Origin of the sequence: Vibrio aquaticus, assembly GCF_003970385.1 — a bacterium.
GTDB classification, from domain to species: Bacteria; Pseudomonadota; Gammaproteobacteria; order Enterobacterales; family Vibrionaceae; genus Vibrio; species Vibrio aquaticus.
In genome coordinates this window covers 96,217-119,776 of record NZ_RXZH01000008.1, presented here as the reverse complement: position 1 = coordinate 119,776, position 23,560 = coordinate 96,217, and the positions used below count along the sequence as shown (strand labels likewise).

General features: G+C 45.4%; 18 protein-coding genes. All 18 read left to right on the top strand.

The window, feature by feature from the left end:
- The first annotated feature begins 19 nt into the window (after positions 1–19).
- The 18 genes from tssB to EJ063_RS16370 all read left to right on the top strand — a co-directional run bounded on the left by tssB (position 20) and on the right by EJ063_RS16370 (position 23,559).
- Positions 20–523 (top strand): type VI secretion system contractile sheath small subunit, encoded by a 504-nt coding sequence (tssB, locus tag EJ063_RS16455; RefSeq protein ID WP_126575421.1) that lies wholly within the window; start codon positions 20–22, stop codon positions 521–523.
- Entirely contained in the window at positions 523–2,007 is a 1,485-nt protein-coding gene (gene tssC / locus EJ063_RS16450; RefSeq protein WP_126575420.1) for a type VI secretion system contractile sheath large subunit, read from the top strand. Before tssB ends, tssC begins: the two co-directional genes overlap by 1 nt.
- A 62-nt stretch (positions 2,008–2,069) precedes the next feature.
- Positions 2,070–3,458, top strand: coding sequence for a type VI secretion system contractile sheath domain-containing protein (locus tag EJ063_RS16445; protein ID WP_126575419.1), 1,389 nt, complete (start codon positions 2,070–2,072; stop codon positions 3,456–3,458).
- On the top strand, positions 3,458–3,883 hold the full coding sequence (tssE, locus tag EJ063_RS16440; RefSeq protein WP_126575418.1) for a type VI secretion system baseplate subunit TssE: 426 nt from the start codon (positions 3,458–3,460) through the stop codon (positions 3,881–3,883). Before EJ063_RS16445 ends, tssE begins: the two co-directional genes overlap by 1 nt.
- A complete protein-coding gene (tssF, locus tag EJ063_RS16435; protein ID WP_126575417.1) occupies positions 3,876–5,627 on the top strand; it encodes a type VI secretion system baseplate subunit TssF in 1,752 nt (583 codons plus the stop codon). The genes tssE and tssF overlap by 8 nt, the downstream gene beginning before the upstream one ends.
- Positions 5,628–5,644: 17 nt before the next feature.
- Positions 5,645–6,574 carry a type VI secretion system baseplate subunit TssG gene (locus tag EJ063_RS16430; protein WP_126575416.1) on the top strand — a complete coding sequence of 310 codons (930 nt, stop codon included), beginning with the start codon at positions 5,645–5,647 and terminating at the stop codon, positions 6,572–6,574.
- Between the two features lie 51 nt (positions 6,575–6,625).
- Positions 6,626–9,238, top strand: a complete 2,613-nt coding sequence (tssH, locus tag EJ063_RS16425; protein WP_126575415.1) for a type VI secretion system ATPase TssH — start codon at positions 6,626–6,628, stop codon at positions 9,236–9,238.
- 36 nt (positions 9,239–9,274) lie between these two features.
- Complete coding sequence (locus tag EJ063_RS16420; RefSeq protein ID WP_244225203.1) at positions 9,275–11,809, top strand: MFS transporter; 2,535 nt, start codon at positions 9,275–9,277, stop codon at positions 11,807–11,809.
- Positions 11,806–12,813: an ABC transporter substrate binding protein gene (locus EJ063_RS16415; protein ID WP_126575413.1), complete on the top strand. Its 1,008-nt coding sequence runs from the start codon at positions 11,806–11,808 to the stop codon at positions 12,811–12,813. The genes EJ063_RS16420 and EJ063_RS16415 overlap by 4 nt, the downstream gene beginning before the upstream one ends.
- Positions 12,801–13,523 carry a transporter substrate-binding domain-containing protein gene (locus EJ063_RS16410; protein ID WP_126575412.1) on the top strand — a complete coding sequence of 241 codons (723 nt, stop codon included), beginning with the start codon at positions 12,801–12,803 and terminating at the stop codon, positions 13,521–13,523. Before EJ063_RS16415 ends, EJ063_RS16410 begins: the two co-directional genes overlap by 13 nt.
- A gap of 3 nt (positions 13,524–13,526) precedes the next feature.
- On the top strand, positions 13,527–14,465 hold the full coding sequence (locus EJ063_RS16405) for an FHA domain-containing protein (protein WP_126575411.1): 939 nt from the start codon (positions 13,527–13,529) through the stop codon (positions 14,463–14,465).
- Positions 14,465–14,950 (top strand): type VI secretion system lipoprotein TssJ, encoded by a 486-nt coding sequence (tssJ, locus tag EJ063_RS16400; protein ID WP_126575410.1) that lies wholly within the window; start codon positions 14,465–14,467, stop codon positions 14,948–14,950. Before EJ063_RS16405 ends, tssJ begins: the two co-directional genes overlap by 1 nt.
- 20 nt (positions 14,951–14,970) lie before the next feature.
- Entirely contained in the window at positions 14,971–16,302 is a 1,332-nt protein-coding gene (tssK, locus tag EJ063_RS16395; protein ID WP_126575409.1) for a type VI secretion system baseplate subunit TssK, read from the top strand.
- A gap of 4 nt (positions 16,303–16,306) precedes the next feature.
- Positions 16,307–17,506 (top strand): type IVB secretion system protein IcmH/DotU, encoded by a 1,200-nt coding sequence (gene icmH / locus EJ063_RS16390; RefSeq protein ID WP_126575408.1) that lies wholly within the window; start codon positions 16,307–16,309, stop codon positions 17,504–17,506.
- Positions 17,507–17,509: 3 nt separating this feature from the next.
- Positions 17,510–20,890: a type VI secretion system membrane subunit TssM gene (tssM, locus tag EJ063_RS16385; protein ID WP_126575407.1), complete on the top strand. Its 3,381-nt coding sequence runs from the start codon at positions 17,510–17,512 to the stop codon at positions 20,888–20,890.
- 3 nt (positions 20,891–20,893) lie between these two features.
- A complete protein-coding gene (locus EJ063_RS16380) occupies positions 20,894–21,649 on the top strand; it encodes a protein kinase domain-containing protein (protein WP_126575406.1) in 756 nt (251 codons plus the stop codon).
- Positions 21,650–21,833: 184 nt separating this feature from the next.
- A complete protein-coding gene (locus tag EJ063_RS16375) occupies positions 21,834–22,805 on the top strand; it encodes a tripartite tricarboxylate transporter substrate binding protein (protein ID WP_126575405.1) in 972 nt (323 codons plus the stop codon).
- A gap of 235 nt (positions 22,806–23,040) precedes the next feature.
- The gene (locus tag EJ063_RS16370; protein WP_126575404.1) at positions 23,041–23,559 is read left to right on the top strand and encodes a tripartite tricarboxylate transporter TctB family protein; all 519 of its coding nucleotides are present in this window, start codon (positions 23,041–23,043) and stop codon (positions 23,557–23,559) included.
- Position 23,560 lies beyond the last annotated feature (1 nt).

Genomic DNA, 23,560 nt, shown 5'->3' with positions numbered 1-23,560 from the left:
TTGAATAAGGAGATTCATTGTGGCACTAAATTCCCAACACAAACGCGTAAGTAAAAACCGCGTAAGTATCACTTACGATGTGGAAACCAATGGCGCTGTAGAAACCAAAGAACTCCCATTTGTTGTTGGGGTGATTGGTGATTACTCGGGCCATAAACAAGACAAAGAAGATGTCGAAGAGCGCACTTTCTATAACGTAGACAAAGACAACTTTGACAACGTAATGAAGCGCGTTGGCCCAGAGCTCAGCATGAAAGTCGACAACGTTCTCGCAGATGATGATAGCCAGTTCGAAGCAAGCCTCAAGTTCAACTCAATGAAAGATTTCGAACCTGAAGCAATCGTCGATCAAGTTGAACCTTTGAAAAAGCTAGTTGAAACACGTAATCAGCTTAAGGTTCTACTGTCTAAAGCCGACCGTTCACGCGATTTGGAAAAACTACTCAAAGAAGTTCTTCAAAGCGCAGATACGATCAACGCACTTTCTGATGAGCTTGGCATTAAAAAAGAGGGAGATGAATAATGAGCACAGAAGCTGAAAACCAAACCCAAACGGAAGCTGGCGCTGCCGAAGGTGCTCTGAGCTTCCTTGATCGCGCAATTGAAGCAACCACACAAACTCCTGCCGACACAACAAAAGAACTGTTTTCTGTTCTGGCAGAGCAAGCGCTTTCTGGTACGGTTACATGGGATAAAAACCTGACCAAGACCATCGAAAATGCAATCTCTGAAATCGACAAAAAGCTTTCACAGCAGCTTTCGCAAGTCATGCAGCAGAAAGACTTCCAAAAGCTTGAAGGCTCTTGGCGCGGTCTGCAAAAACTGGTGAAAGAAAGTGAACTAGGCCGCGACCTGAAAATCAAAATGGTCGACTACAGCCAAGAAGAGCTTCTAGAGCAATTTGAAGACGCACCTGCAATTGACCGCAGCCCACTGTTCAACGCTGTTTACCAAGGCGAATTTGGTACAGCGGGTGGTGAACCATACGGCACATTCATCGGTGATTACGAGTTCAGTGCAAAAGATGAAGATGTTGCCCTACTTCGCTACATGGGTGAAGTGGCCGCAGCGTGTCACGCACCATTCGTTGCCGCGGCTAACGCTCAAATGTTCGAATTCAATGATTTCACAACATTTGATGAAGGCAAGCCGGTTGCAGCTGGTTTCGACTCTCCGGCTTACGCAGCCTGGAACTCATTCCGTGAAAGTGATGATGCTCGTTACGTAACGCTAACACTTCCTCGTACTATGGCTCGTTTGCCGTATGGCGCGAAAGGTCTTGGAACTAACCTATTTGACTACGAAGAGCTTGATACGGACATGGATGGCAATCCAAACCCTTCAAGCAACGATCAACTTGTATGGTCAAACGCAGCGTACGATCTAGGTCTGAAAATGACTCAAGCGTACACAGCATCTGGCTGGTGTACCTCAATTCGCGGTTTAGACAATGGCGGTAAAGTTGAGAATCTACCGAACCTGACTTACAAGACTGAAGCCGGTGACTTAGTTCAACAATGTCCTACCGAAGTTAACCTAACTGATGAGCGCGAAAAAGAGCTCAGCGATCTAGGTTTCTTGCCGCTTGTTCACTATAAGAACAGCAACTACGGTGTCTTCATTGGTGGTCAAACGACTCAGCAACCTAAAACTTACACTGACCCAGATGCAACAGCAAACGCGGCAATTTCTGCTCGCCTGCCTTACATCATGGCAAGCGGCCGCATTGCTCACTACCTAAAAGTAATGGGCCGTGACAAGTTAGGTTCTAACCTTGAAGCTCCCGATATTCAACGTGAACTGCAACTCTGGATTGACCAATACACCAACGCAGGTGCTATTGGTAATGAACAGCGCGCTAAAACGCCGTTGGCAGAGTCTCGTATTGAAGTCGTTGAACAACCAGGTCGCCCAGGTGCTTACTCTGCCGTTGCTCACCTGCGCCCTTGGTTACAACTTGAAGAACTGACTACCTCTGTTCGCATGGTTGCGAAGATCCCAGGTTAATCCTCTATAGGCCGGCTTGTCCGGCCTTATTTCCCCATTATTTTTCAAGGACGATGTTGGATATGAATCTTGATTATCAATGGCAATCTGATTTCACCGCATTAGACAGCACTGACAGTGATTTTTTAAAAGAATCTCTCTCAATGCTATCTGAAATAGCGCCTGATGCACTTTCAAGCAAGGGGCGACTGTTAAGCACCATTTCCTCTTTGATTGTTGAACTCGACAATGCTCTATCCGAGCAACTCGACAGTGTGATTCATCAACCTGACTTTCAGAACCTGCATGCTAGCTGGTTAGGCTTAGAGGGCTTGGCAAAGTTACCAATCAATAAGAACAAAACCCGACTTAAGTTGTTGGATATGTCTTGGGGTGAAGTGTCGAGTGATCTCAACCAAGCCTACACCATTAAGGCCACGGACCTGTTTAATAAAATAGGCAATCGTGAGCTCAACACTTTAGGTGGACAACCTTTTGGTTGCATCATGTTCACTCACAAAATTTCACTCGATATGGATTTTGATGCGGATTACGATGATCTCTTTACCATCGAATTGTTAAGCAAGCTTGGCGAACTAACGCTTTGCCCGATGTTGTTCTCACCTGATGAAGACTTCTTTGTACAGTCTCGTGCCGACTGGCTTTCTGACACCAAACGAATCAACAAAATTCTTCACGGTGAAGACCACCAGCCATGGCAAACATTGCGCGAGAAAACATCGTCTAAGTTTTTAGGCTTAGTCATGCCTTCAATTCGCATGCGCTCTCGCTACCAAAACCAGAAAGTTGGGTTTATCTACAACGAATCAGGACAAGGGTTATGGGGAAATGCCACCTTCGCCTTCGTAGCAACCGTTATGCGCGAGTATCACCGAGTTAACTGGTTCGGTTTTTTGAAATCACGCTGGAACGATAAATATCAAGGGGCGCTGGTGAACATTGAAGACCACCCTAGCCTGTTTTTAACTAAACCAGAAACTGATGTGGTGTTGTTTGGTCAAATCTCTACGTTCTATGCACAGAACGGTTTTATACCACTGAGCAAAAGTGCACTCAGCGATAAATATTACTTTAATGGTAACAACTCGATTTGGATGAGCGGCACGACCGACAACGAAAAAGTGCTCACACAAATTCAAACCAGTCTTATGTCGTGTCGTATTGCCCACTACCTCAAAGTTCAAGTTAGAGAGATGATTGGTAGTTTCAACACTGCAGCCGAGTGTGAACTTTTCCTCACCCATTGGATAGAAAAGTTTTCGAGTAACGTCTCTTTCGCTAATGAAGAAACACTGTCGAAGTATCCGCTGAGTTTTGCCAAGGTTTCCATCATTGAGTCACCTCATAGTGCGGGTAGCTTTTCATGTACGCTCCGTATGGTGCCACAGTACCAATACGATCATTTCTCTGGCGAAGTGGTTCTGACCACCGAGTTTGATGAGGTAGCGTAATGAGTTTTTGGCAAGCGTTTATTCAACCTAACAGTGAGTCATCGACCAATTCTGAACTCGATGACATCAAATACCATCTTACGCGCCTGTTTGAGTCTGAAGCGTCATTGGTTGATATTGATGACCGCTTCATCGAATTGCAGCGCTCTAACTTCCGTTTCGGTATCGAAGATGTTCAGCTACTCAGCGCGAGCTTAGACCAAACTCAGCTTGCTTTGCGTTTAGAGCGATACATCTCCCATTTTGAACCTCGATTGACTCATGTATTAGTCGAGTTGAACGAGCGTAAAGAGAGTGAAAACGCAATCACTTTTAGCATCGTAGCCAAGGCAAACACCGCCCAAGGTCTTAAAGAACTTATCTTTGACTCCAAAATCTCTTTGAACAATTTAAAAACCATAATGACGGAGGATAGTTATGAGTGATCCGTTATTGCGCTACTACGAACAAGAACTCACCTTAGTTCGCCGTGCCTTAGGTCAGTTTGGTCAACAACACTCTAGCCACGCAGAACGCTTAAACATTCATCAAGGTCAGATTGAAGATCCAAGTCTTGCGCGCCTACTTGATGGCGTTGCGTTACTCAATGCTTCTGTAGAGAAAAAGCTCACTGAACAGTTACCGGAAGTGACGGAAGGCCTTTTAGGGTTACTTTATCCGAGTTACATCCAAACAATTCCTAGTGTGGCGTATTTAGAATTGGCCGAAGATGCCGATCTCTCTGAATCTACCCTTTTGCCTTTAGGCTCTCAGTTCACCGCGAACGCACAAGGCAAAGAGTGCACCTTCGCAACCGTCGATGATTTATCCACTACCCCTTTTGCAATTACCGATACCTACGCATCGAGCGCGCCGTTTAAATTCAATCGCCCTAAAGGGACCGAACTGACAACCGGCGTTATTCAAATTAAGTTATCGACGCAAGATCCGGATACTCACTTCAGTGCCTTGAGCTGCGATACGCTCGACCTATTTGTGCAAGGTTTCGAAAACAACGCTGATTCTTTGGTTGAATTGTTGCTTGCTGAGACCCAAGCGATTTCAGTGTCGGATGTGAGTGGTGAAAACCATGTGGTTCTTGACCCTAGCCTGTTAACTAACCGTGTTAGCGACGAAGCGTTCCGCTTTTTGCCTCAAAAAGGCAATCAGTTCTCTGGTTTTCAATTGGTCAGTGAATTTTTCTTCTTTAAGGAAAAACGTCAATTTTTCCGAATCCATGAGTTTGGCAACGCTCTAACAAGCTTCGATGAGTCTGAGGTGGTATTAAACTTATTCATGCACAGCTTGCCGAGTGAGTTTATCCGCCTTTTCGACCGTCATGTATTTAAGCTCAACATTGTTCCAGCGATCAATTTGTTTGATAAAACAGGCGAACCGACCAGTTATGATCAACGTAGTCTCAGTATCCCGGTGAATGCGGATTCACACAGTGATGATGATATTGAGATCGTTGAAGTAAAAGAAGTATTTGAAATTACCCCGATGGGCGAAAAACTGTTGGTGCCACTATTTAAAGACAGTTACCGCTCTGATAAACAGGCTGACCACTGGCAGAGTTTGCGTGATAGCAACAATGAGTTTCGGTTAGCGATTTCTCTGCAGAACCAGCAAGAACTCGAATTCAATCGCCTTTACGGGACTCGACTCCTGTGCAGCAACGGGAAAACCGCTTGTTCAGTCCAAGGTGAGTTTGAATGTCTTGAAAACATTAACTTGCCGGGTGCATTTAATGCGATTTATCCGCCAAGTTCTCCAATCAAAAAAGAGAATGACAGTCAGCTCCATTGGCAATTCATCGCATTGCTCAATGCAAACTTCACTTCTTTATTGCACAGCCAAGATCCAGCAGAAGCACTCAAACAGATGCTTCAACTATGTAGTCGAAACCAAGTTTCAAGTGACGAGATACAAACGATACGAGAGGTTAACTTCCGTTCTCAGGTTTCGGCGGTGCGTATTCTCGGAAAAAATGTATTTTGTCCGGGAACCGAAATCGAAGTAATGCTTGATAGCCAAACTGGGTTCTTAGCCTTTAGTGATGTTCTCAATCGTTTCTTCCAACAATATTGCAGTTTCGACCGCTATATTCAGCTTTCTATTCGTGTGTATGGCCGAGACGGTTACGTTAAACGCTACCCGAAATTCCACGGAAGCCAATGCGCGCTTTAATGGATACGGGAGATAACATGACGCTCATTCACGACCTCAGCCAACAACCTCAAAAGTACGACTTTGTTCAAGCAATGCGTTTATTGACGCACTTCATCGCGAGCTCTGAACAAAGGATACATATCGTACTGAAGGCCGAGGCCATGCCAACGGGTGACGCCAGCGAGATCCAATATTTCTCGCTTAAAGATAATCGCGCTAAATTTCGTCTCGCCAAAGAGGCGCTATCTGGTGTTAAAGGGGTCATTCCTTATTATATCTACGAGGAACTGTTACTTTCGCTTCACGATGATGACCATGCGCTAAAAGATTTCTTGGACGTGTTCAATCAACGTTACTTTGAGCTTGCCGCTCAACTTGAAAGCAAACAGTGGTTATTGGTGCAAGACGAGCTTGCACCTGAAAAAACACAAATGCTCCGCGAACTCGCATCATTAAAAGAGCAGCATTCGCACCTATTCCAATATTCACTGCTGCTTAATCAACAAACGCGCAACATTAAAACGCTAAAGCAGATTTTGAATGATTATTTTCCCTATCAAATTGAGGTCACGACCAAACAATCTGAGCGTAGACAATTGCCAAACGACTCTCTGACTCGTTTGGGGACAGATCGCGCATACAACAGTCGTATTGGTCAGGGGTTTCTCATTGGCAAAACCTGCTTAACGCACTTTACTCATCTGTTGGTCTCAATCTTACCCGCGAATGAACAAGAGTTGACCGATATACAAAATGATCGCGAACTGGCTGGTTGTATGACCGAACTGATTCAGCACTATCTCAGAGACAACACACCAGTATCGATTTACCTAGAGGTGAAGCGGGCTTATTTAGCACGCCCACAGCTTTCCTCAAGCCGTATGAATGCGGCAAAACTTGGCGAGGTAGATTGCCTCGCTCCGGAGCGGAAGCCTCAGCAAAGGGTTCGTATTTTGCTCAAATAAGAGCGCCAGTTGCTGTAAAGCGCTGTGACTTTGAAATACAAGGATAAATGTATGACACAAGTAACATTAACTAATTTGGTGGCCAAGCTGTCACCCGAGCTTAAACAAGCACTTGAAGTCTCGGCCGGCGCGGCAATGAACCAAGGTGTGGCGTCTATCGAAGTTGAACATTGGTTGCTACAGCTAATCTCACAACAAGATACGCACCTGAGCAATTTGATTCAGTCTCAAAATCTCTCTCAGGACAACATCGTTAATGAACTTTCGAGCAAAATTTCTCGCCTGCCTAAAGGAAATGAAGGTCAACCAACATTAAGCCAAGCACTTACTGAGTTGGTTAAAGATGCCTGGATGCTGGCCTCTGTTAATTACGGTCACGGGGAAATCATCAGTCTGCACTTAATCCATGCCCTATTGCAGCAAAACGTACTCGGTGTGAATACACTTCAGCTTGAAAGCCTGCAGTCTGTCTCTTTGGAATCACTTCAAGGATTGATCAACAAAACAGCGGTTGCGCGCGCTAAAACCACCGCCTCAGGTGAAGCTCAATCAGCGGGTCAAGCAACAGGCAATGATGCACTGAGCAAGTACACGGTAAACCTGACTCAGCAAGCGATTGACGGAAACATTGATCCCATTTCAGGGCGTAATGCGGAAGTTCGTAAAGCCATCGATATTCTTTGTCGTAAGCGCCAAAACAACCCAATCATGGTCGGTGAACCAGGGGTCGGTAAAACAGCCGTTGTAGAAGGGTTAGCACTTCGCATTGCGGCAGATGAAGTACCCGGTGCGCTGCAAGGTGTTCAGATCCACTCGTTAGATTTAGGTCTTCTTCAAGCCGGTGCGAGCGTCAAAGGTGAGTTTGAAAATCGCCTTAAAGATGTCATCAATGAAGTAAAAAATAGCGAAGTGCCTATTATCGTCTTTATTGATGAAGCGCATACGCTTATTGGCGCTGGTGGTGCAGCTGGTCAAAACGATGCCGCTAACCTTCTCAAACCTGCTCTAGCTCGTGGTGAGTTTAAAACCATTGCGGCAACCACTTGGGCTGAGTACAAAAAGTACTTCGAAAAAGACCCTGCTCTTACACGCCGTTTTCAAGTTGTCTCGATTGAAGAGCCAAATGCAGAAGATGCGAAACAGATGCTACGCGGCGTTGCAGTCTCATTGCAAAAACACCACGGTGCATTTATCGCCGAATCCGCGATTGATGCCGCTGTTCACCTCTCTATCCGTTACTTACCAAGTCGCCAACTGCCTGATAAAGCCATCAGCCTATTAGACACCGCCAGTGCTCGTATCGCACTGACACAAGGCGCGAAACCAGAAGTCATTGAATCTTTAGAGCAAAGCATTCGTTATCAAAATAATGAGAAAGCCGCGCTAGAAAAAGAGAATGCCTTGTTTGGCATTGCTGAAGATGAAATCGCTGAACTCACTGCGACTATTCAATCGAATGAGCTGGAACTTGAAGCCTTTAACAAACGTTGGGAACAAGAAGTTGAGCTTGTCGATAAGATTAAGGCGCTACAAGAGTCAATCAGCCACGCCGATGAAGACCAAGCGCCTGACTTAACCAAACAGAAAGCGCTAAACGATACATTGGATGAGCTTGCAACACTGCAAGGCGAGCAACCCTTGGTAAATGCGATGGTCGATGACAATACCATCGCGCAAGTCATTGCTAATTGGACCGGCATCCCTGTTGGTAACATGATGAGTGACGAGATCGCTCGCCTACTTTCTTTAGAAGAAGAATTAGACAAGCGAGTTATTGGTCAAGACGTTGCTAAACAGGAACTGGCAAAAGCGATACGCATCTCACGTGCAGGTTTAACTGACAGCCGCAAACCTATCGGTGTGTTCTTAATGTGTGGCCCAAGTGGTGTCGGTAAAACAGAAACCGCCATGGCGCTAGCGGAGCAACTGTATGGTGGAAGCAACGATATGACCATCATCAACATGACTGAATTTAAGGAAGAGCACAAAATCTCAATGCTGCTTGGCTCTCCTGCCGGTTATGTCGGCTTTGGTGAAGGCGGCGTGCTGACAGAAGCTATCCGAAGAAATCCATATTCAGTCCTTCTTCTTGATGAGATGGAAAAAGCACACCCAGGTGTCCATGACCTTTTCTATCAAATCTTCGATAAAGGCCATATTAAAGACAGTGAAGGTCGTACCGTTGATTTCAAAAACACCATCATCATCATGACCTCCAATGCTGCTGATCAGGCCATTTGTGATGCATGTGAAAGCCAAGATGAACGTATGAGCAACGACGATCTGCTTGAGAGTATTCGTCCAGACTTACAGCATTACTTCAAACCGGCGTTCCTTGGTCGTACGACCATCGTCCCTTACTACCCGTTGAACGATGAAGAGCTAGGTAAAATCACCGAGATTTCTCTCAACCGTATTAAGAAAAAACTGGCAGAGCAATATCAAGCTAGCTTTACTTGGGATGAGGGGTTTGTTGATTTTGTTGTCGGTAAAAACACGGACCCAACCACAGGTGGTCGTGCTGTGGAGCAGATCATCAATCGCTCACTCATGCCTAAACTCGCAGAAGAGTGCATTAGTCGCTTAAGCCAACAGCAGCCAATTGAGCAGGTTTCTGTTGTTGCGGCAAACAATGCAACGGGCTTTGAGCTCACGATCAAGTAGTAATAGGGCCGAAGGAAAGTTGTAATGGATAACTCGATGAATCACAAGTCACGTTCGTTGTTCTCGCTGCGCGTTAAGCTCGTACTTGCGATCATCGCTGTCTTGCTGTTTTCCAACGGCCTCAATACCACTCTTAACTACCTCAATTTTGAAAAGCGGCTAACTCAGACGAGCGATTCGACCTATCAAGTCGTACTAAACGAAACGGACAATGACATTAAACAAGCAATGACATTGGGTTTGCCGCTTACCGCTATTTCAAACATTCAATCGTTATTGGAAAGGCGTCTTGCCCTGGTCGATGGGATCACCAAGATCGAAGTACTCGATAAGAATGGTATCGCCCACTATTCTGCTGGCGAAAATGTCAAAGTAGAGCGTATGATCAGCGCTAACATCACCAATACGTTTGGACAAAAAGAGGGACAGCTTAACCTCTTTTACTCGACTGCTTATCTCGACAACATCAAGTCTACTCTGCTCACACAGCAAATTGTCGATACCCTATTGTGGGTGTTGTTTACTGCCGGCCTCGGCTATTTTGCTTTAAACTTTAGTTTAGACTTCATTCTTAAAAAGGTACAAGCGACTCAGCAAGCATTAGAACAAACAAACGCAACCGATGAACAACGTATCGATGCCGCGCATCAAGCGTTTTTCAGCGCTCAAGGGAAAAGTCAGTGGCAACAATTCCGAGACCACTACTTCCCATTATTGATTATTACGCTCGCTATTGTGCTTACCTTTACCTCTAACATTGGGAGTTCATACCAAGCGCTGGATAAGTTCTCCGTCACTTACCAAACTCAGTTAGAGCAAAAGTCTCACGTCATTGGTGACACGCTGTCTAGCATGATTAAACGTCTGTTAGAGCAAGGTGTACCACTGAATCGATTAGATGGCTTAGAGGATGAATTTGCAGCCTACACTTCTCAGCACCCTGAGCTTCTATCTATTCAACTGCAACAAGCCGGTAATGACCTCTATCATTACCAAGCTTATCAGTTCGACGATAGTTCTATATTCGCCTCTACACTTCCAATTGACGACTCGGCAACCATTCAACTTCGCCTGACAACGGATACCAACATCATTCCTCAACTATTGGAAGACAGTTTGATGGATATGGTGACCGTGCTAATTGCCTCCGCGTTGATTGTGATAGAAATTATCCTGTTTGTTTGTAATTTCATGATCATTAAACCTTGGCACCAAATAAAGCAGCTTCTTCGCGGTATAAAAAGCGGCCAAGCCAGTTGGGTGGCTCAAGTTTCAGCAAAAGATGAACTAGGGAATATTGTTGGCACGTTAAATAACATCGTCCGCCGCAATGGAAATAATGAAGAACTGACAACGCAAAGCGTTCAAGACTACCGCTTTATCCGCTTACCACTCTTTATGTTGGTCTTTTCTGAAGCCGCATCACTGGCGTTTTTCCCGAACTTTGTCGCGAGCTTAAGCCATTCACAGTCGTGGATTCCAGAAAGCTTAATTACTAGCTTACCTATCTCGTTGTTCATGTTCTGCTGGGCAATTTCGCTGCCCTTTGCCGGTTACTGGTCAGATAAAGTCGGACGCAGAAAGTCATTAATTGTTGGCGGCCTAATCACCAGTTCAGGGCTCGCGTTAACCGCAATATGCCAAACGTTGGAGCTGCTGCTTCTCGTTCGAGCTTATACCGCGGTTGGCTACGGTATCGTGTTTATTTCCGCGCAAGGCTATATCACCGATACAACAACCACTAAAAACCGCACCAAAGGCATGTCGACGTTTTTATCCGCCTTCTTCGCGGGCTCACTGTGTGGCGCTGCGATCGGTGGCATTGTCGCCGACAAGCTTGGCTACCATGTAACGTTTGTCTTAGCGGCGGTGCTTGCGTTGGCGAGCGTGCTGTTTGTCATGAATTTCTTTAGCCGCGGCGGTACGAATGCACAGAGTAAACCGGTCAGCCTTAATGACTTTAAAGTGCTCCTTAGCAACAAATACTTTGCGCTGATTACGTTCTGTAGCGCTATCCCTTCTAAGGTCGTTCTAACGGGTTTCTTGTACTACCTGTGCCCTGTTTACTTGCAATCTCTAGGTGAAAGCAGCGCCGTATCTGGTCGAGTTATGATGAGCTACGGTCTCGCCATCATTATTATCTCTCCACTTAGCGCATTCTTAGTGGATCGTTGGAATAACAAGATTCGATTCATTGTGATTGGTGGGCTGCTTTCTGGTCTTGCGCTTGTCAATGTCATGATGTTGCCCGGAACACTTGGCCTGTTGCTCATCGTTATTATGATTGGCATCGCTCACGGAATTAGTGTGTCGCCTCAAATTCCACTTGTTATGGAGCTGCTTGCCAACGAAGGCATCGATAAAGGCAAAACCATCGGTATTTTCCGTCTGACTGAGCGTATCGGCAATATCACTGGGCCAATGCTGGCTGGTTTGAGCTTGAGCCTGTTTGGTTACCAAGAAACCATCGTCTTATTCGGCATCACCCTGTTTTTCAGCTCAGCCATTCTTATTGTCTTCTACGCACTGTTCACCAAACGTGACCGTTCGCAGTTGGAGGTGGCCAAATGAAATATCTCGTTCCAGTTCTGATCGCATTACTCGTCTCGGTTTCCACTAGCGTCATGGCCTCTTCGAACGATTCAAAACAAGTCGTGATGTTGCTCTGGCGTGGTGTAACAGATGCAGAGCGTGGCTTTATGGATTACCTTTCCAGCCAGATGGACGTTAAATACACACTGCTAGATGCTAAACGTGATAAGGAAACATTGAACCAACATATTGCTCAGATCGAACGTTACGAATCCGACTTGATTTATACCTTTGGTACAACCACCACCTTGTCGTTGCTTGGTACCGAAGATAAGCCGTCTGACTTTCGTGTAAACAGCAATACCCCTGTCGTATTCAGTATCGTTACCGATCCGGTTGGATCGAAGATCGTTTCAAGTACTACAGAGTCTACGCGTAACTTCACTGGGGTGAGCCATATCGTGCCACACAAAGTGCAATTCAATGCCATCCAGAAGTTACCCAACATCCAGACCATGGGGATTGTCTTTAACCCACTAGAGAACAATGCGGTCATCACCGCCCGTAAGATTCAAATGCTGTCAGCGAAGTTCGGTATGGATGTTTACTTGTACCCTTTACGCACCAAAAACAGCAAACCAGATTTAGCATCCTTAGATGCTGTTATCGACACGATGTTGGAAGATAAGGTTCAGCTCGCTTACCTGCCGCCTGATTCATACATCATCAGCCAAGGTGAAGCGATCATCGAGAGTCTTCACCAACAAGGTATCGCAACCTTCTCTGCCACCGAGTCACCGATTCGTAAACACAATGCTTTATTCGGTATTGTCAGCCGCTATTACAACGTGGGGGAGTTCGCAGGTCACAAAGCCGAACAAATTTTAACAAACAAACAGATTCCTCAAGAGGTACCGATAGAACCTTTAAGCCAATACTCCTATATTGTAAATATCGGCGCTGCACGAACATTGGATTACTATCCTCCTGTTTCTATTCTAAAAATTTCCGAGCTCATTGGAGGGAATGAATGGCAAGAATGATTCCGAGTCTTACTTTCTGCCTAATACTATTAATCAGCCTAAAATTCAGTGCTGACGTTTACGCACAGCCAACGTTTGGCCCATCTCGCTTACTACTGACCACCCAAGATTGGCCACCTTATCAAGAGTATAAACACGGCCAAATGCAAGGCGTGGCGCTAGATAAAGTAAAGTGTGCTCTGGGAAAGATGGGGCAACCCTATCAACTCACGATGACCGCATGGTCGGACGCACAATTACGTGTTCATAGTGGTGCGCAACATGCGTTTTTTGTCGCGACTCAAACCACGGAACGTGATGATTACGCCACCCTTTCGGCACCTATCGCGCAGCAAGAGTTAGTTTGGTATTTCGGCCCGGGTGTTGAACCTAAAATCAATGAGTTGTCAAAGTTAAACCTTAAGTTCTCTGCCAAATTTGGGTCGAATAAGTGGTTTTGGCTAAAACGTAATGGGTTCAATGTAGTGAAACAGCCACGAGATGCTAAAGTATTACTAAAGCTTTTAAAACAAAGGGAAATTGATATCGCGCTAGAGGATAAGCTTGTCTTTCAACGAGAGTTAGACACAGCCGAACTACCAAGCGATTTTTTCCAATCTAAAGCCCACGAGACTAAACCGATGGGTGTGTATTTTTCGAATCGTTTCCTAAACAAGTATTCTGGTTTTCTATCTGCATTTAATGCAGCGGTTTCAAAATGTGAGAGGTAACTAGTGGCTATCAGCATTCACTTGATTTCTGTACCCACTGAAGAGGTTGTCACCTCTAGAGTTGTGTATTTTCCAGAATCAGGCGGCACTATTGGTCGTGCGCCTGATTGTGATGTTTCTTTACCAGACCAAAGCAAGCGTATCTCAAGGTTGCACGGCGAGGTACGCCTTACCGATCGTGGCTATATCTATATCAGTCGAGGCCAAAACAGTGCGGCTCTCAATGACAAACCTCTCAGCCGAGACAAAGAATATCCATTGAGTGATGGTGATATTCTCAAAGTGGAAAGCTACACCATGCTCGTATCGACTATGGTCTCTCCACAAACGTCTGCCCCTGAAAGCCCATTTGACGATCCTTTGACTCAGCCGTTTGAGTTAAATCTTGATGATGATACGGATTTTCTCGAACAAGAACGAGTGCCTGACGCGGAAGTAAAATCGCACGGCTTTTCACATGAAAATGTATTGAGTGATGATCCTTTCGCCTCTGACCCATTCGAAGATATAGAGCGCGAGACGATCGCCCAGCATGTTGAGGTCGATGAGATTGCTCCCCAGCCTCAATATCAACCAAGTTCGGATCTCGAACTGTTACCGCTGGACAGCCCTAATCACTCTCATTTAGAAGCGTCCATCGAAAAACTGCTGATTCAATCTGAAAAGAACCAGCAGTATTTGCAGAACCCGATGCTTCACCATGACGCGCTGTTTGATGCGTTAGAAAAAACGGTTGATCAGTTCCTTAACGAATTTGCGCCACAAGAACTGGAATCCCAGTTTAGTGAATATATCTCAGGTGGGATGTTCACCAATAAAGATAAACGTTACTGGAAAATCTATCGCAAGCACTTCCAACATCGCCAACAAAGTGGAGACTTCCGTCGCCAATTTAAAGCTCTGTTTATGGAAAACATGCAGAAGCAGCGAGAGGAAAGCTAATGGCGAGGTGGCTATCAACCCTGTTACTTCTCACGTTAGTGGGCTGTTCATCTGACCCAGTACCCGTTGTGTCGCAATATACATTGGCGGTGTCGTCTGACAATACGATTAATCCGTCAGACAACAACCAGGCAAACCCTGTCGCGGTGCGTTTATACCAACTAACGGATGCTCAGATGTTTAATCAGCTACCGTTTATCGACTTGTACTCCAACGATGTCACTTTACTGAGCGCTAATCTCGTATCAAAGCAGATACTTCCGATGGTGATGCCCGAGACAAAAGTGACACAGACTTTAGATATCAATTCGACCACCCAGTACGTGGCAGTATTGGTTGAGTTTATCGATTATCAAAATAGCGAAGCAAAGGCGTATTCCACTTTGCCACTCGAAGAGGATCAGTTCCTCCAACTTACCATTGAAGGGGCAACGGCCTCATTGAACATTGTGACGCCAGACTCGAGCTGGTGGCAATTATTTTAGTCAGTAGATAGGGAAATTACGTGGACGCGTTTAAAAAAGTAGTATGGCAAGAAGGCATGTTCATTGCCCCACAACATTTTCAGCAGCAAGACCGCTATGTACAAAACTACGTGAGACAAAACGTAGAAACGTTAGCGGGGTTTGCGCCCTTTTACGGTGTGACTGAACTGACCATTAATCATGAATTGCTTAAGATCGGCAAACTTTCTATTACCAGCAGTGCTGGTGTCTTCCCTGATGGCACTCACTTTGAAGTAAACCATGAAGTCGCAAGAGACATTCCAGAACACAGCATTGAAACCGTAGTATACCTTGCTCTGCCAATTTCCTTACAAGGTAACAACGACTACGGACAAGAGCAGTCTGATCAAGGTCGATACCTCACTCGTACCGTCAATGTATTTGATACCTCAACGTCAGAAAACGCCAGCGTAGAAGTCGATGTCGCGCACCTAAACATCTCTATTAAGCTGCAAGGTGAAGACACATCAGGCTTTACCTTAATCCCTGTCGCGAAAGTATTAGAGTGCACCGAGTCTGGTGAAGTGGTCCTAGATCGCGCATTTATACCGGCTTGTCTCCATTTTGGCGCTTCTCAGCTATTGCTTGAACGCATTAAAGAGATCCATGCTCTCACTTCGAATCGCGCGACGACCCTACTTCAGCGTATCCAAGCTGGTGAGGGTCAGAAAAGCCCTCAGTCGATGATGCACGATTATCTATGGTTGCAAACATTGAACACATGGCTTCCTTGGTTTGACTTAACCATCGCCAACCCAAAACTTCAAACGCATCAACTTTATGCTCAACTGCGTAAATTTGAAGCTCAGATCATGGCGCTAACACCTGCGATCCCTGAAACCTGTAAGCCGCTGCAATACCATAAGTTGTACGACAGCTTTAACCCATTGTTCTCATCCCTACGTAACATGCTGACCCTTGTGCAGCAGGATTCTGTACTTGAATTTGCTTGGGACAGTTCATTGTTCGAAAAGCGCCGACTCTTACGCAGTCTGATTAAAGATACCGCTAGTGTGGCTAACCGCCGCTTTGTGCTCGCAGTGAAGTCAACCATCAGCAGTTCCGAGCTGAATGAAGTATTCCCGATTGCCGCGAAGCTAAGCAACAACGCACGCATTGTGGAAATCGTCCGTAACGGCCTATCTGGTATTAAGTTAACCCCTCTACCTGTAACACCAAGTGAGCTAAAACCAATGCAGGGAACGTCTTACTTTGAAGTCGATAGCTCTGACCGTATGTGGCTGGAGATGCTTGAAAATCGCGATGCAATTGCCTTGCATGTTGATACGCGAATCGCCGATATAGACGTAATGCTTTACGCGTTGAGATAACTGTATGGATTACTTAGACGAAGAAACGCTCGTATGGGACGCAAAGCAAGCAGACTTTGTGAGCAAGGATGATGATTCACCTCTGGACACTTGGAGCATGGTTGATCCAAGCCGAGGCCGTGGTGAGTTTTTACATTACTTCGATAAAGCGGAAAACCAGCTGCTCAACATCAGCAGTGAACTATTGGCTATTACGGTAAAAGTCTCGACCCTGCCCGAACCCGATGATGTAGCGGCGCTCAGACAGCAACTTGTCGACAGTATTAATGACATCAAAACCAAAGGTGCTGAGCTAACCTACCCCGTTGCCGTGATTGATAAGCTGTGTTTTCTTTACGCCGTTGTATTAGATGAATTGATCATTTACAGCGAATGGGGAGAATCGAGAGGTTGGGAAAACAAAACCTTACTCAGTGACCTATTTGGCATGCGTAATGGTGGTGAGCTGTTCTTCACAGTGGCAGAAAAAGCGCTGAGACAGCCGCATAAGCTGATTGATCTCTTGGAGATCATTCACATCTTCCTCAATATCGGGTTTAAAGGCCAATATCGAGAAACCGGTAGCGAACAACTAAAAACCTTTATCCACCAGCTGGAACAAGTGCTCAGTCAGTATCGTCAACCGGGTAACATCCATTGTCATACGCGCATCAAGTTACCCAAAGTACGTAAGCCGACACGAAGAAAGCGTTATTTCCTGACGACCCTATTCTTTTCCTGCTTATTAGTGACCAGCGTGCTACTTACCTATTTTTGGTACGATAAAACACATGCTCAACGCGCACGAGATTTCTTTAACTTGCCAGACTTTAGCACTCGCTACATTTTGTCTGGCGAAGTCAATGATATTATCTTCATCAGTGACGATGCGGATCTCGACTCTTTACCAAAAAAAGCCAGCAAAGTTGAGATGGTGAGCGCAACCCCACCAGCGAACCTCGCAACTAGCCAATCGTCATGGTTAGTGCAGTTGGCTACTTTCAAAAGCAATGACAATGCAACTCGCTTTGTGGCCAACCTGTCGCCATCTAAATACGAACCAGTGATCGATGAATTTGAATCCTACTATCGCGTCATTGTTCGCAGTAATTCGTCAGCTCAAGCGACTGAGATCAAGAAGTGGTACGCAGAGAACGACAGCATTACACCTATCATCGTCAGAAACACCCACTCTACTAAAAATGATAATAAAGAGGCCCAATAATCGATGAGTGAAAGCAAATCCTCTAAGCCAAAAAGCAACAAACGCAGCCTAATTTGGGCTACGGCTATCACCTTTATCACGCTAACTATTGGTGGCATTCTGACTTGGTTACTTGGCTACCCAGATCACTGGGTTGCCGGCATTGTTTCAACGCTTTTAACTGGCATTCTACTTGGCTTACTTACCTATTGGTTAATGCAACGAAAAACCAAAAGCGCTACGACCAATCAACAAAACCTGTTGATTCAAAAGCGCAGTAAATTGCTCGCCCTGCATTTCAAGCGCATGTTGAACGTTCAAAAGCGTAAAAAGCGTTTGAATAGTCGTTATGACCAACCTATCTACCTGATGCTGAGTGACGACCCAAATAAAGATAAAAGCATCATTACCCAAATGGGATACGAGGCCTATAAGCTCGATGACTTCGGTAACGATATCGAGTTTCCTATTCTTTTCTGGCTCAGTGAGCACTCCATTCTTATCTCCCTTAGCATGGGTGAAGACCAACAACCAGCCTACCTTAAAACCTTATGTAAGTGCTTAAACAAATGGCGACCAAGACAAGCTGCTAACGGTATTTTGCTCACTACTGAAGTCTCTATGCTTTTAGAGAACCAAGAACTGCTGACCCAAAAAGCTGATCAGACGAAGTCGACCATAAAAACCTTCAATGACGCTTTGGGATTAGATTTACCCATCTATAACGTCATCACCCAAATGGGCCAGATCAACGACTTCTGCCAGTTCTTTTCCGCATTTGATGAATCCAAACGCAATGAAGTTTTCGGCGCAACCGCCCCTGTGATGAAAAACGGTGGTGTTGATGCCGATTGGTTCAATGAAGAGTATGACCATCTGATTGGACAACTGATTGCCACAACAGGCAGTGCGCTTTCCTCGCAGTTAAATCAAGAGTTTCGTAATTCGATCTGCGCGGCCCCGTATCAATTTGGTTTGCTCAAGCAGTCTTTATGGCATTTTTTACAACGATTGTTCCGTGGAGACCAGCTGAATAATGGCCTCAATTTCCGTGGATTCTATTTTACCCATAGCGGTTCAAACGACACGCAATATGACTTATTAGCGAATGTGGTCAATGACTCTTTAGGCAACGAACGATTCCAGCAACAACAGCAAATGCCGGTCAATCAGTCTCTGTTTGCTCAGCACCTTATGAGTCACGTAGTGTTGAATGAACATGAGTTGGTGGGTGTCAATCGCCGCAAAGAGAATATGCTGCTGTTTTGGCAAGGCGCTTACACTATATTTTGCGCTGTCACTCTTGTTGCGATTCTCACGATATTGAAGCTCGATTTCGATTATCAAAACGCGCGAGAGGCTCGTGCAGATAGCATGTTGGAGCACTATAAAGAGTCTGTCTCCGCCGCTCCGTATGATATAGAAAATATGGGTGAAAACATCCCTAACTTATACTCACTAAATCGGATTTATAGCCTCTACTTAAGACCAGACCCTTGGTACACCTTGCCATTTATGCCGAGTTCCAGCATTAAGCAAGAAGTCGAAGATGCGTACTTTAATGAGTTAGAAAAAGTGCTGATCCCTTCTATGGAGAAAACGCTCGAAAAGGATCTGTTTGTTTACGTCAACCTCGAAGACCAATCACAAACGTTATCCCTGCTAAACAACTACCGTTTGTTGTTTAATCAAAACAGAACCAACATTGAAGAGCTCAAGCTGTATTTCATTTCTTCACTTCGTGACCAAGGTGAAGCTGACAGTGTGAGCCTAGCCCAATTAAAAGTGCTGCTAGATGATGTATTCGCCCAAGACTTGGTGCCGACTAAACCTAATTTTGATCTTGAAAGCTTGGCGAAAAAGGTCATCAATCAAACCGGCATCGAAACTTTGCTCTACGAGCACATCATTAATTCATCAACCTATTCTAAGCGTATTGATATTCGACCAGAGCTTGGGGAAAACTTTGCACAACTGTTAAGTTTTTCACCTAACTATGCGGGCTATCTCGTTCCTTACTTGTTCACACCATCAGGATTTAACGAACTGGACCTGTCAGTCGAGTCACCGTTACTCCACGAAGCGCTCAAAGCTTACGAAGGTGTGGCTGGAAACTCGCCAAGTGCTCTAGAAATGTACCGCGTGAGCCGCGATCTAAAGCAGATGTATCAAGCTGACTACATCAATTACTGGCGTGACTTTATCAACGGTGTTGAAGTGAACACTAATGATTCGCCGGACCAGCTCAAGTCGACCTTATCGGTACTGACCACAGCATCGAATAATCCTCTCGCTCAGCTCTATACAACGATCAGTAAATACACATCACTTGAGATCGAAGTACCAAAAGTGGAAAGCGATGAGAATGCGCCACCTCCGCAGCAAGACGTCGAGAAAAAGGAAACCGCGCGACAAATCTATATCGCCTTTATGCCATACCACCAGCAAGTGAGAGCAGCTAACCAAGACGCAAAACCTATTGATACATTACTTGGTCAGTTTACTGCTCTCGAAACTTGGTTAGACAAGTTTTACAGCGCAGCTCAACCTCAGCAAGTCGCGTACAACACCTTAACCGCTGAACTTAAGGTAGGTAATCCTGTTTCAGATTTGGCAGCCTCTATGTCAGGTCAGCCGGCTATTTCGACACAGATCATCCAAGGCGTGACTCAACAAACGAATGAAATGGTCATGCAACTTGCCCATGAGTATCTGAATAGCGCTTGGCAAACCGAAGTGTTCCAAACGTATGAAAATACCATTGCTGCTTATTATCCGTTTAAAGGCGGTTCCTCGTTAGATGCGTCTACGAGTGATGTGAAGAGCTTTTTCCAAAGCAACGGCATACTCGATACTTTCTATAAGACAAAACTGAAAGGGTTTATCACTGATGAGCGTTCCCCTTTCTTGCCGGGGTTACTTCCGAACACCGGCCTAGCTTTAGACCCGAACGTATGGCAAATGATCAGCAAAGCAGAAGATATTCGCAATGCGCTGTTTTTGAATGATCCGCAAAGTTTGTCGCTAGAGTTTCAGTTAAAGGCTCAAGAGATGAGTGCCAACTTAACCCAGTTCTCAATTGATGCAGATAAAGCGCTGTTCAGTTATCGTCATGGGCCTCGCCTATGGAGTAAACAATCTTGGTCGGCGACCGACCTAAGCAAAGACACCATTAGCTTTAAACTTGTCGCTCAAGGAGAGCAAATTGCGAATGAAACATTCAGCGGTAACTGGGCTTGGTTCAGGCTACTCACTCCTCATGTTGTCTCTGCTACTTCCCAAACAACGCAAGTGAAGTTCTCGTTTAAAGACAGTAATGTTGAGCTAGATATTAAAACGCAAGGGCAAAATAACCCCTTCGTACCGAACTTCTTCTCTGCGTTTTCTTTACCGGGAAGTATTTAATCTATGGCGCGTATCGCTGAACAGTTAACGCCTGAACGGCGATACGCTGCTATTATTGAACAACTTGGCCTCACCGTCTGCTCTGAACTGTCGACCAACGTTCTTCATTGTCATGGTAACGATGTTGGCAACGTCACACTTAAAGTGGCGCATACCAAGATTGGCCACGCTCAATTGGCCAATGAAATAGAGTTTCTAAAGCGCCACGCCAGTCCTTATTGGCCGACCTATATTCAATCTGGTCGTAACAACAACCAGATGTGGCTGTTGACACAATTTCAAAAAGGCAGCCCACTGACTGAGCCAAAGGTGTGGAACCTAAATCAAAACTGTGTGCTTCGTGCGTTTGAAAGCGCGCTCTATTCCCTTCATCAAACGGGCTATATTCACGGTGATGTTAAACCCGCCAACCTACTCCTTACCCCTGATGGAAAAGCTAGGTTGATTGACATGGGCAGCGTGCTTCCGATTGGTGAACGCTACGATCAACAAATGTACAGCTCAATCTCTCCTATGTTCAGCTCACCCAAGGCGCATCTGAGGCAAGGCAGAATTTCGCCCGTTGAAGATTACTTTTCTTTTGGCGTTAGCATCCATTCCATTTTCTACGAACATCCTTTTAACTTTCAAAATACATTAGACTTTTTCAAACAAGGGAGAACACCCGTCACCCAAGGATTGCCTGCGCGCTATCAGTACATTATCTCATCTACTTTCAAAACCTTACCTCTTCTGAAAACAGTCAGTTCACAACCGTGAACTTTATGAACAAAACCACCAGAATGCTCAATATTGTTTTTATTAGCGTATTAGAGACAGTTATGTAACAACCCATTAACCTTAATCCTATCTATCAACAAGCTCCCTCCCTTGGTGATAGTAAATTCATAATGATAAGTACATTTTCAATGAAGAATGTACACCTACATAAGGAACGTGAATCATGTTTAAGGCATTCAAACCGACACTGGCCGCTTCAATTATTGCAGCGTCATTTTCATTCAGCGCAATGGCCGCTGACGTTGAAAAAATCCACTTCTTAATCCCAGGTGGTGCAGGCGGCGGTTGGGACATGACTGCTCGTGGAACGGGTGACGTATTGGTGAAATCCGATATCGTTGAAAATGTCTCTTTCCAAAACCTTTCGGGTGGCGGCGGCGGTAAAGCAATTGCTCACCTTATCGAAACAGCAGAACGCCAAGAAGACACTTTGATGGTGAACTCTACGCCTATCGTTGTTCGCTCCCTAACCGGTATCTTCCCTCAATCTTTCCGTGACCTAACACCTGTAGCAGCAACGATTGCAGACTACGGTGCAATCGTAACGTCGGTTGATTCTAAGTACGATACTTGGGAAGACGTTGTAAAAGAATTCGAAGCGAACCCACGTAAAGTGAAAATTGCTGGCGGCTCGGCTCGTGGCAGCATGGACCACCTTGTGGTAGCAGCGGCATTTAAAGGTGAAGGTTTTGATGCGAAGAAAGTTCGCTACATTGCCTACGATGCGGGCGGTAAAGCGATGGCAGCGCTCCTTTCCGGTGAAACTCAGCTTCTTTCGACAGGTCTTGGCGAAGTGCTAGAAATGTCGAAATCAGGTCAGGTTAAGATCCTTGCAGTTACGGCACCTAAGCGCTTAGATGCAGCACCAGACATCCCGACGCTAACTGAATACGGTAACGAAACGGTATTTGCAAACTGGCGCGGATTCTTTGCAGCGCCAGGTGCGAGCCAAGAGAAAATCAATGAGTGGAACACGGCGCTGACTAAGATGTACAACACCGATGAGTGGCAAGTCGTGCGTGACCGCAATGGATGGATTGACAACTACAAAGCGGACAAAGACTTCTACGCTTTCCTAGAAGATCAAGAGAAGCAAATGGGCGACCTAATGCGTGAGCTAGGCTTCTTGAAGTAATTTCCTGCAAATAAGTTGAGGGCGACTTGCACCGCCCTCACACCAATCTCCCCAGAGTAATGGCTGATTGGTATTGCCCCTTTTCGCCGTACACGAGCTAACACCACAATCTCCTCTGTTTGTTTATGAACAGCTAAGCCTTTGACTAGCAGCTAATGGCTTATTGTTAGTGAAACATGCTCATTAACCCTCGTGTACGGCCTTTTTATTTATTACCTGTCACATGGAGTTGGATATGTCGGACTTGCCAACGAACTCTCTTAACAATGGACGTTTCTTTACCAAGGAAAATCTCCTCTGCCGCGACCGTGTCGGAGCAATGATTTTTTTGCTTGTCTGCCTTTGCTATGGCTACCAAACGTCTCAGATCCCATTGTTCCCCGGAGACGAATATGAACCCTTTACTGCAAGAACGTTACCTACACTTCTGACGTTCATCGGAATTGGGCTTTCTTTATTGCTACTTGTGACAGGCCAACCTGACGTTAAAAGTGGTGCGGTTGTTGAATTCAACTGGAAGCTCCTAACCGGTTTCCTAGTACTAATGGCATTGTACGGCGTCGGGCTTACCTACCTCGGTTTTGTTATTGCAACAAGCTTATTCCTATTAGCGGGTTTTTACTTATTGGGCGAAAGACGCAAAGCCGTTCTATTCGGTGCATCGTTCCCGTTTGTACTCGCCTTCTATCTTCTTCTTACCCAAGGCTTAGATATCTACCTAGAGCCTGGTGTTATTTTCACCATCTGGTCGTAAT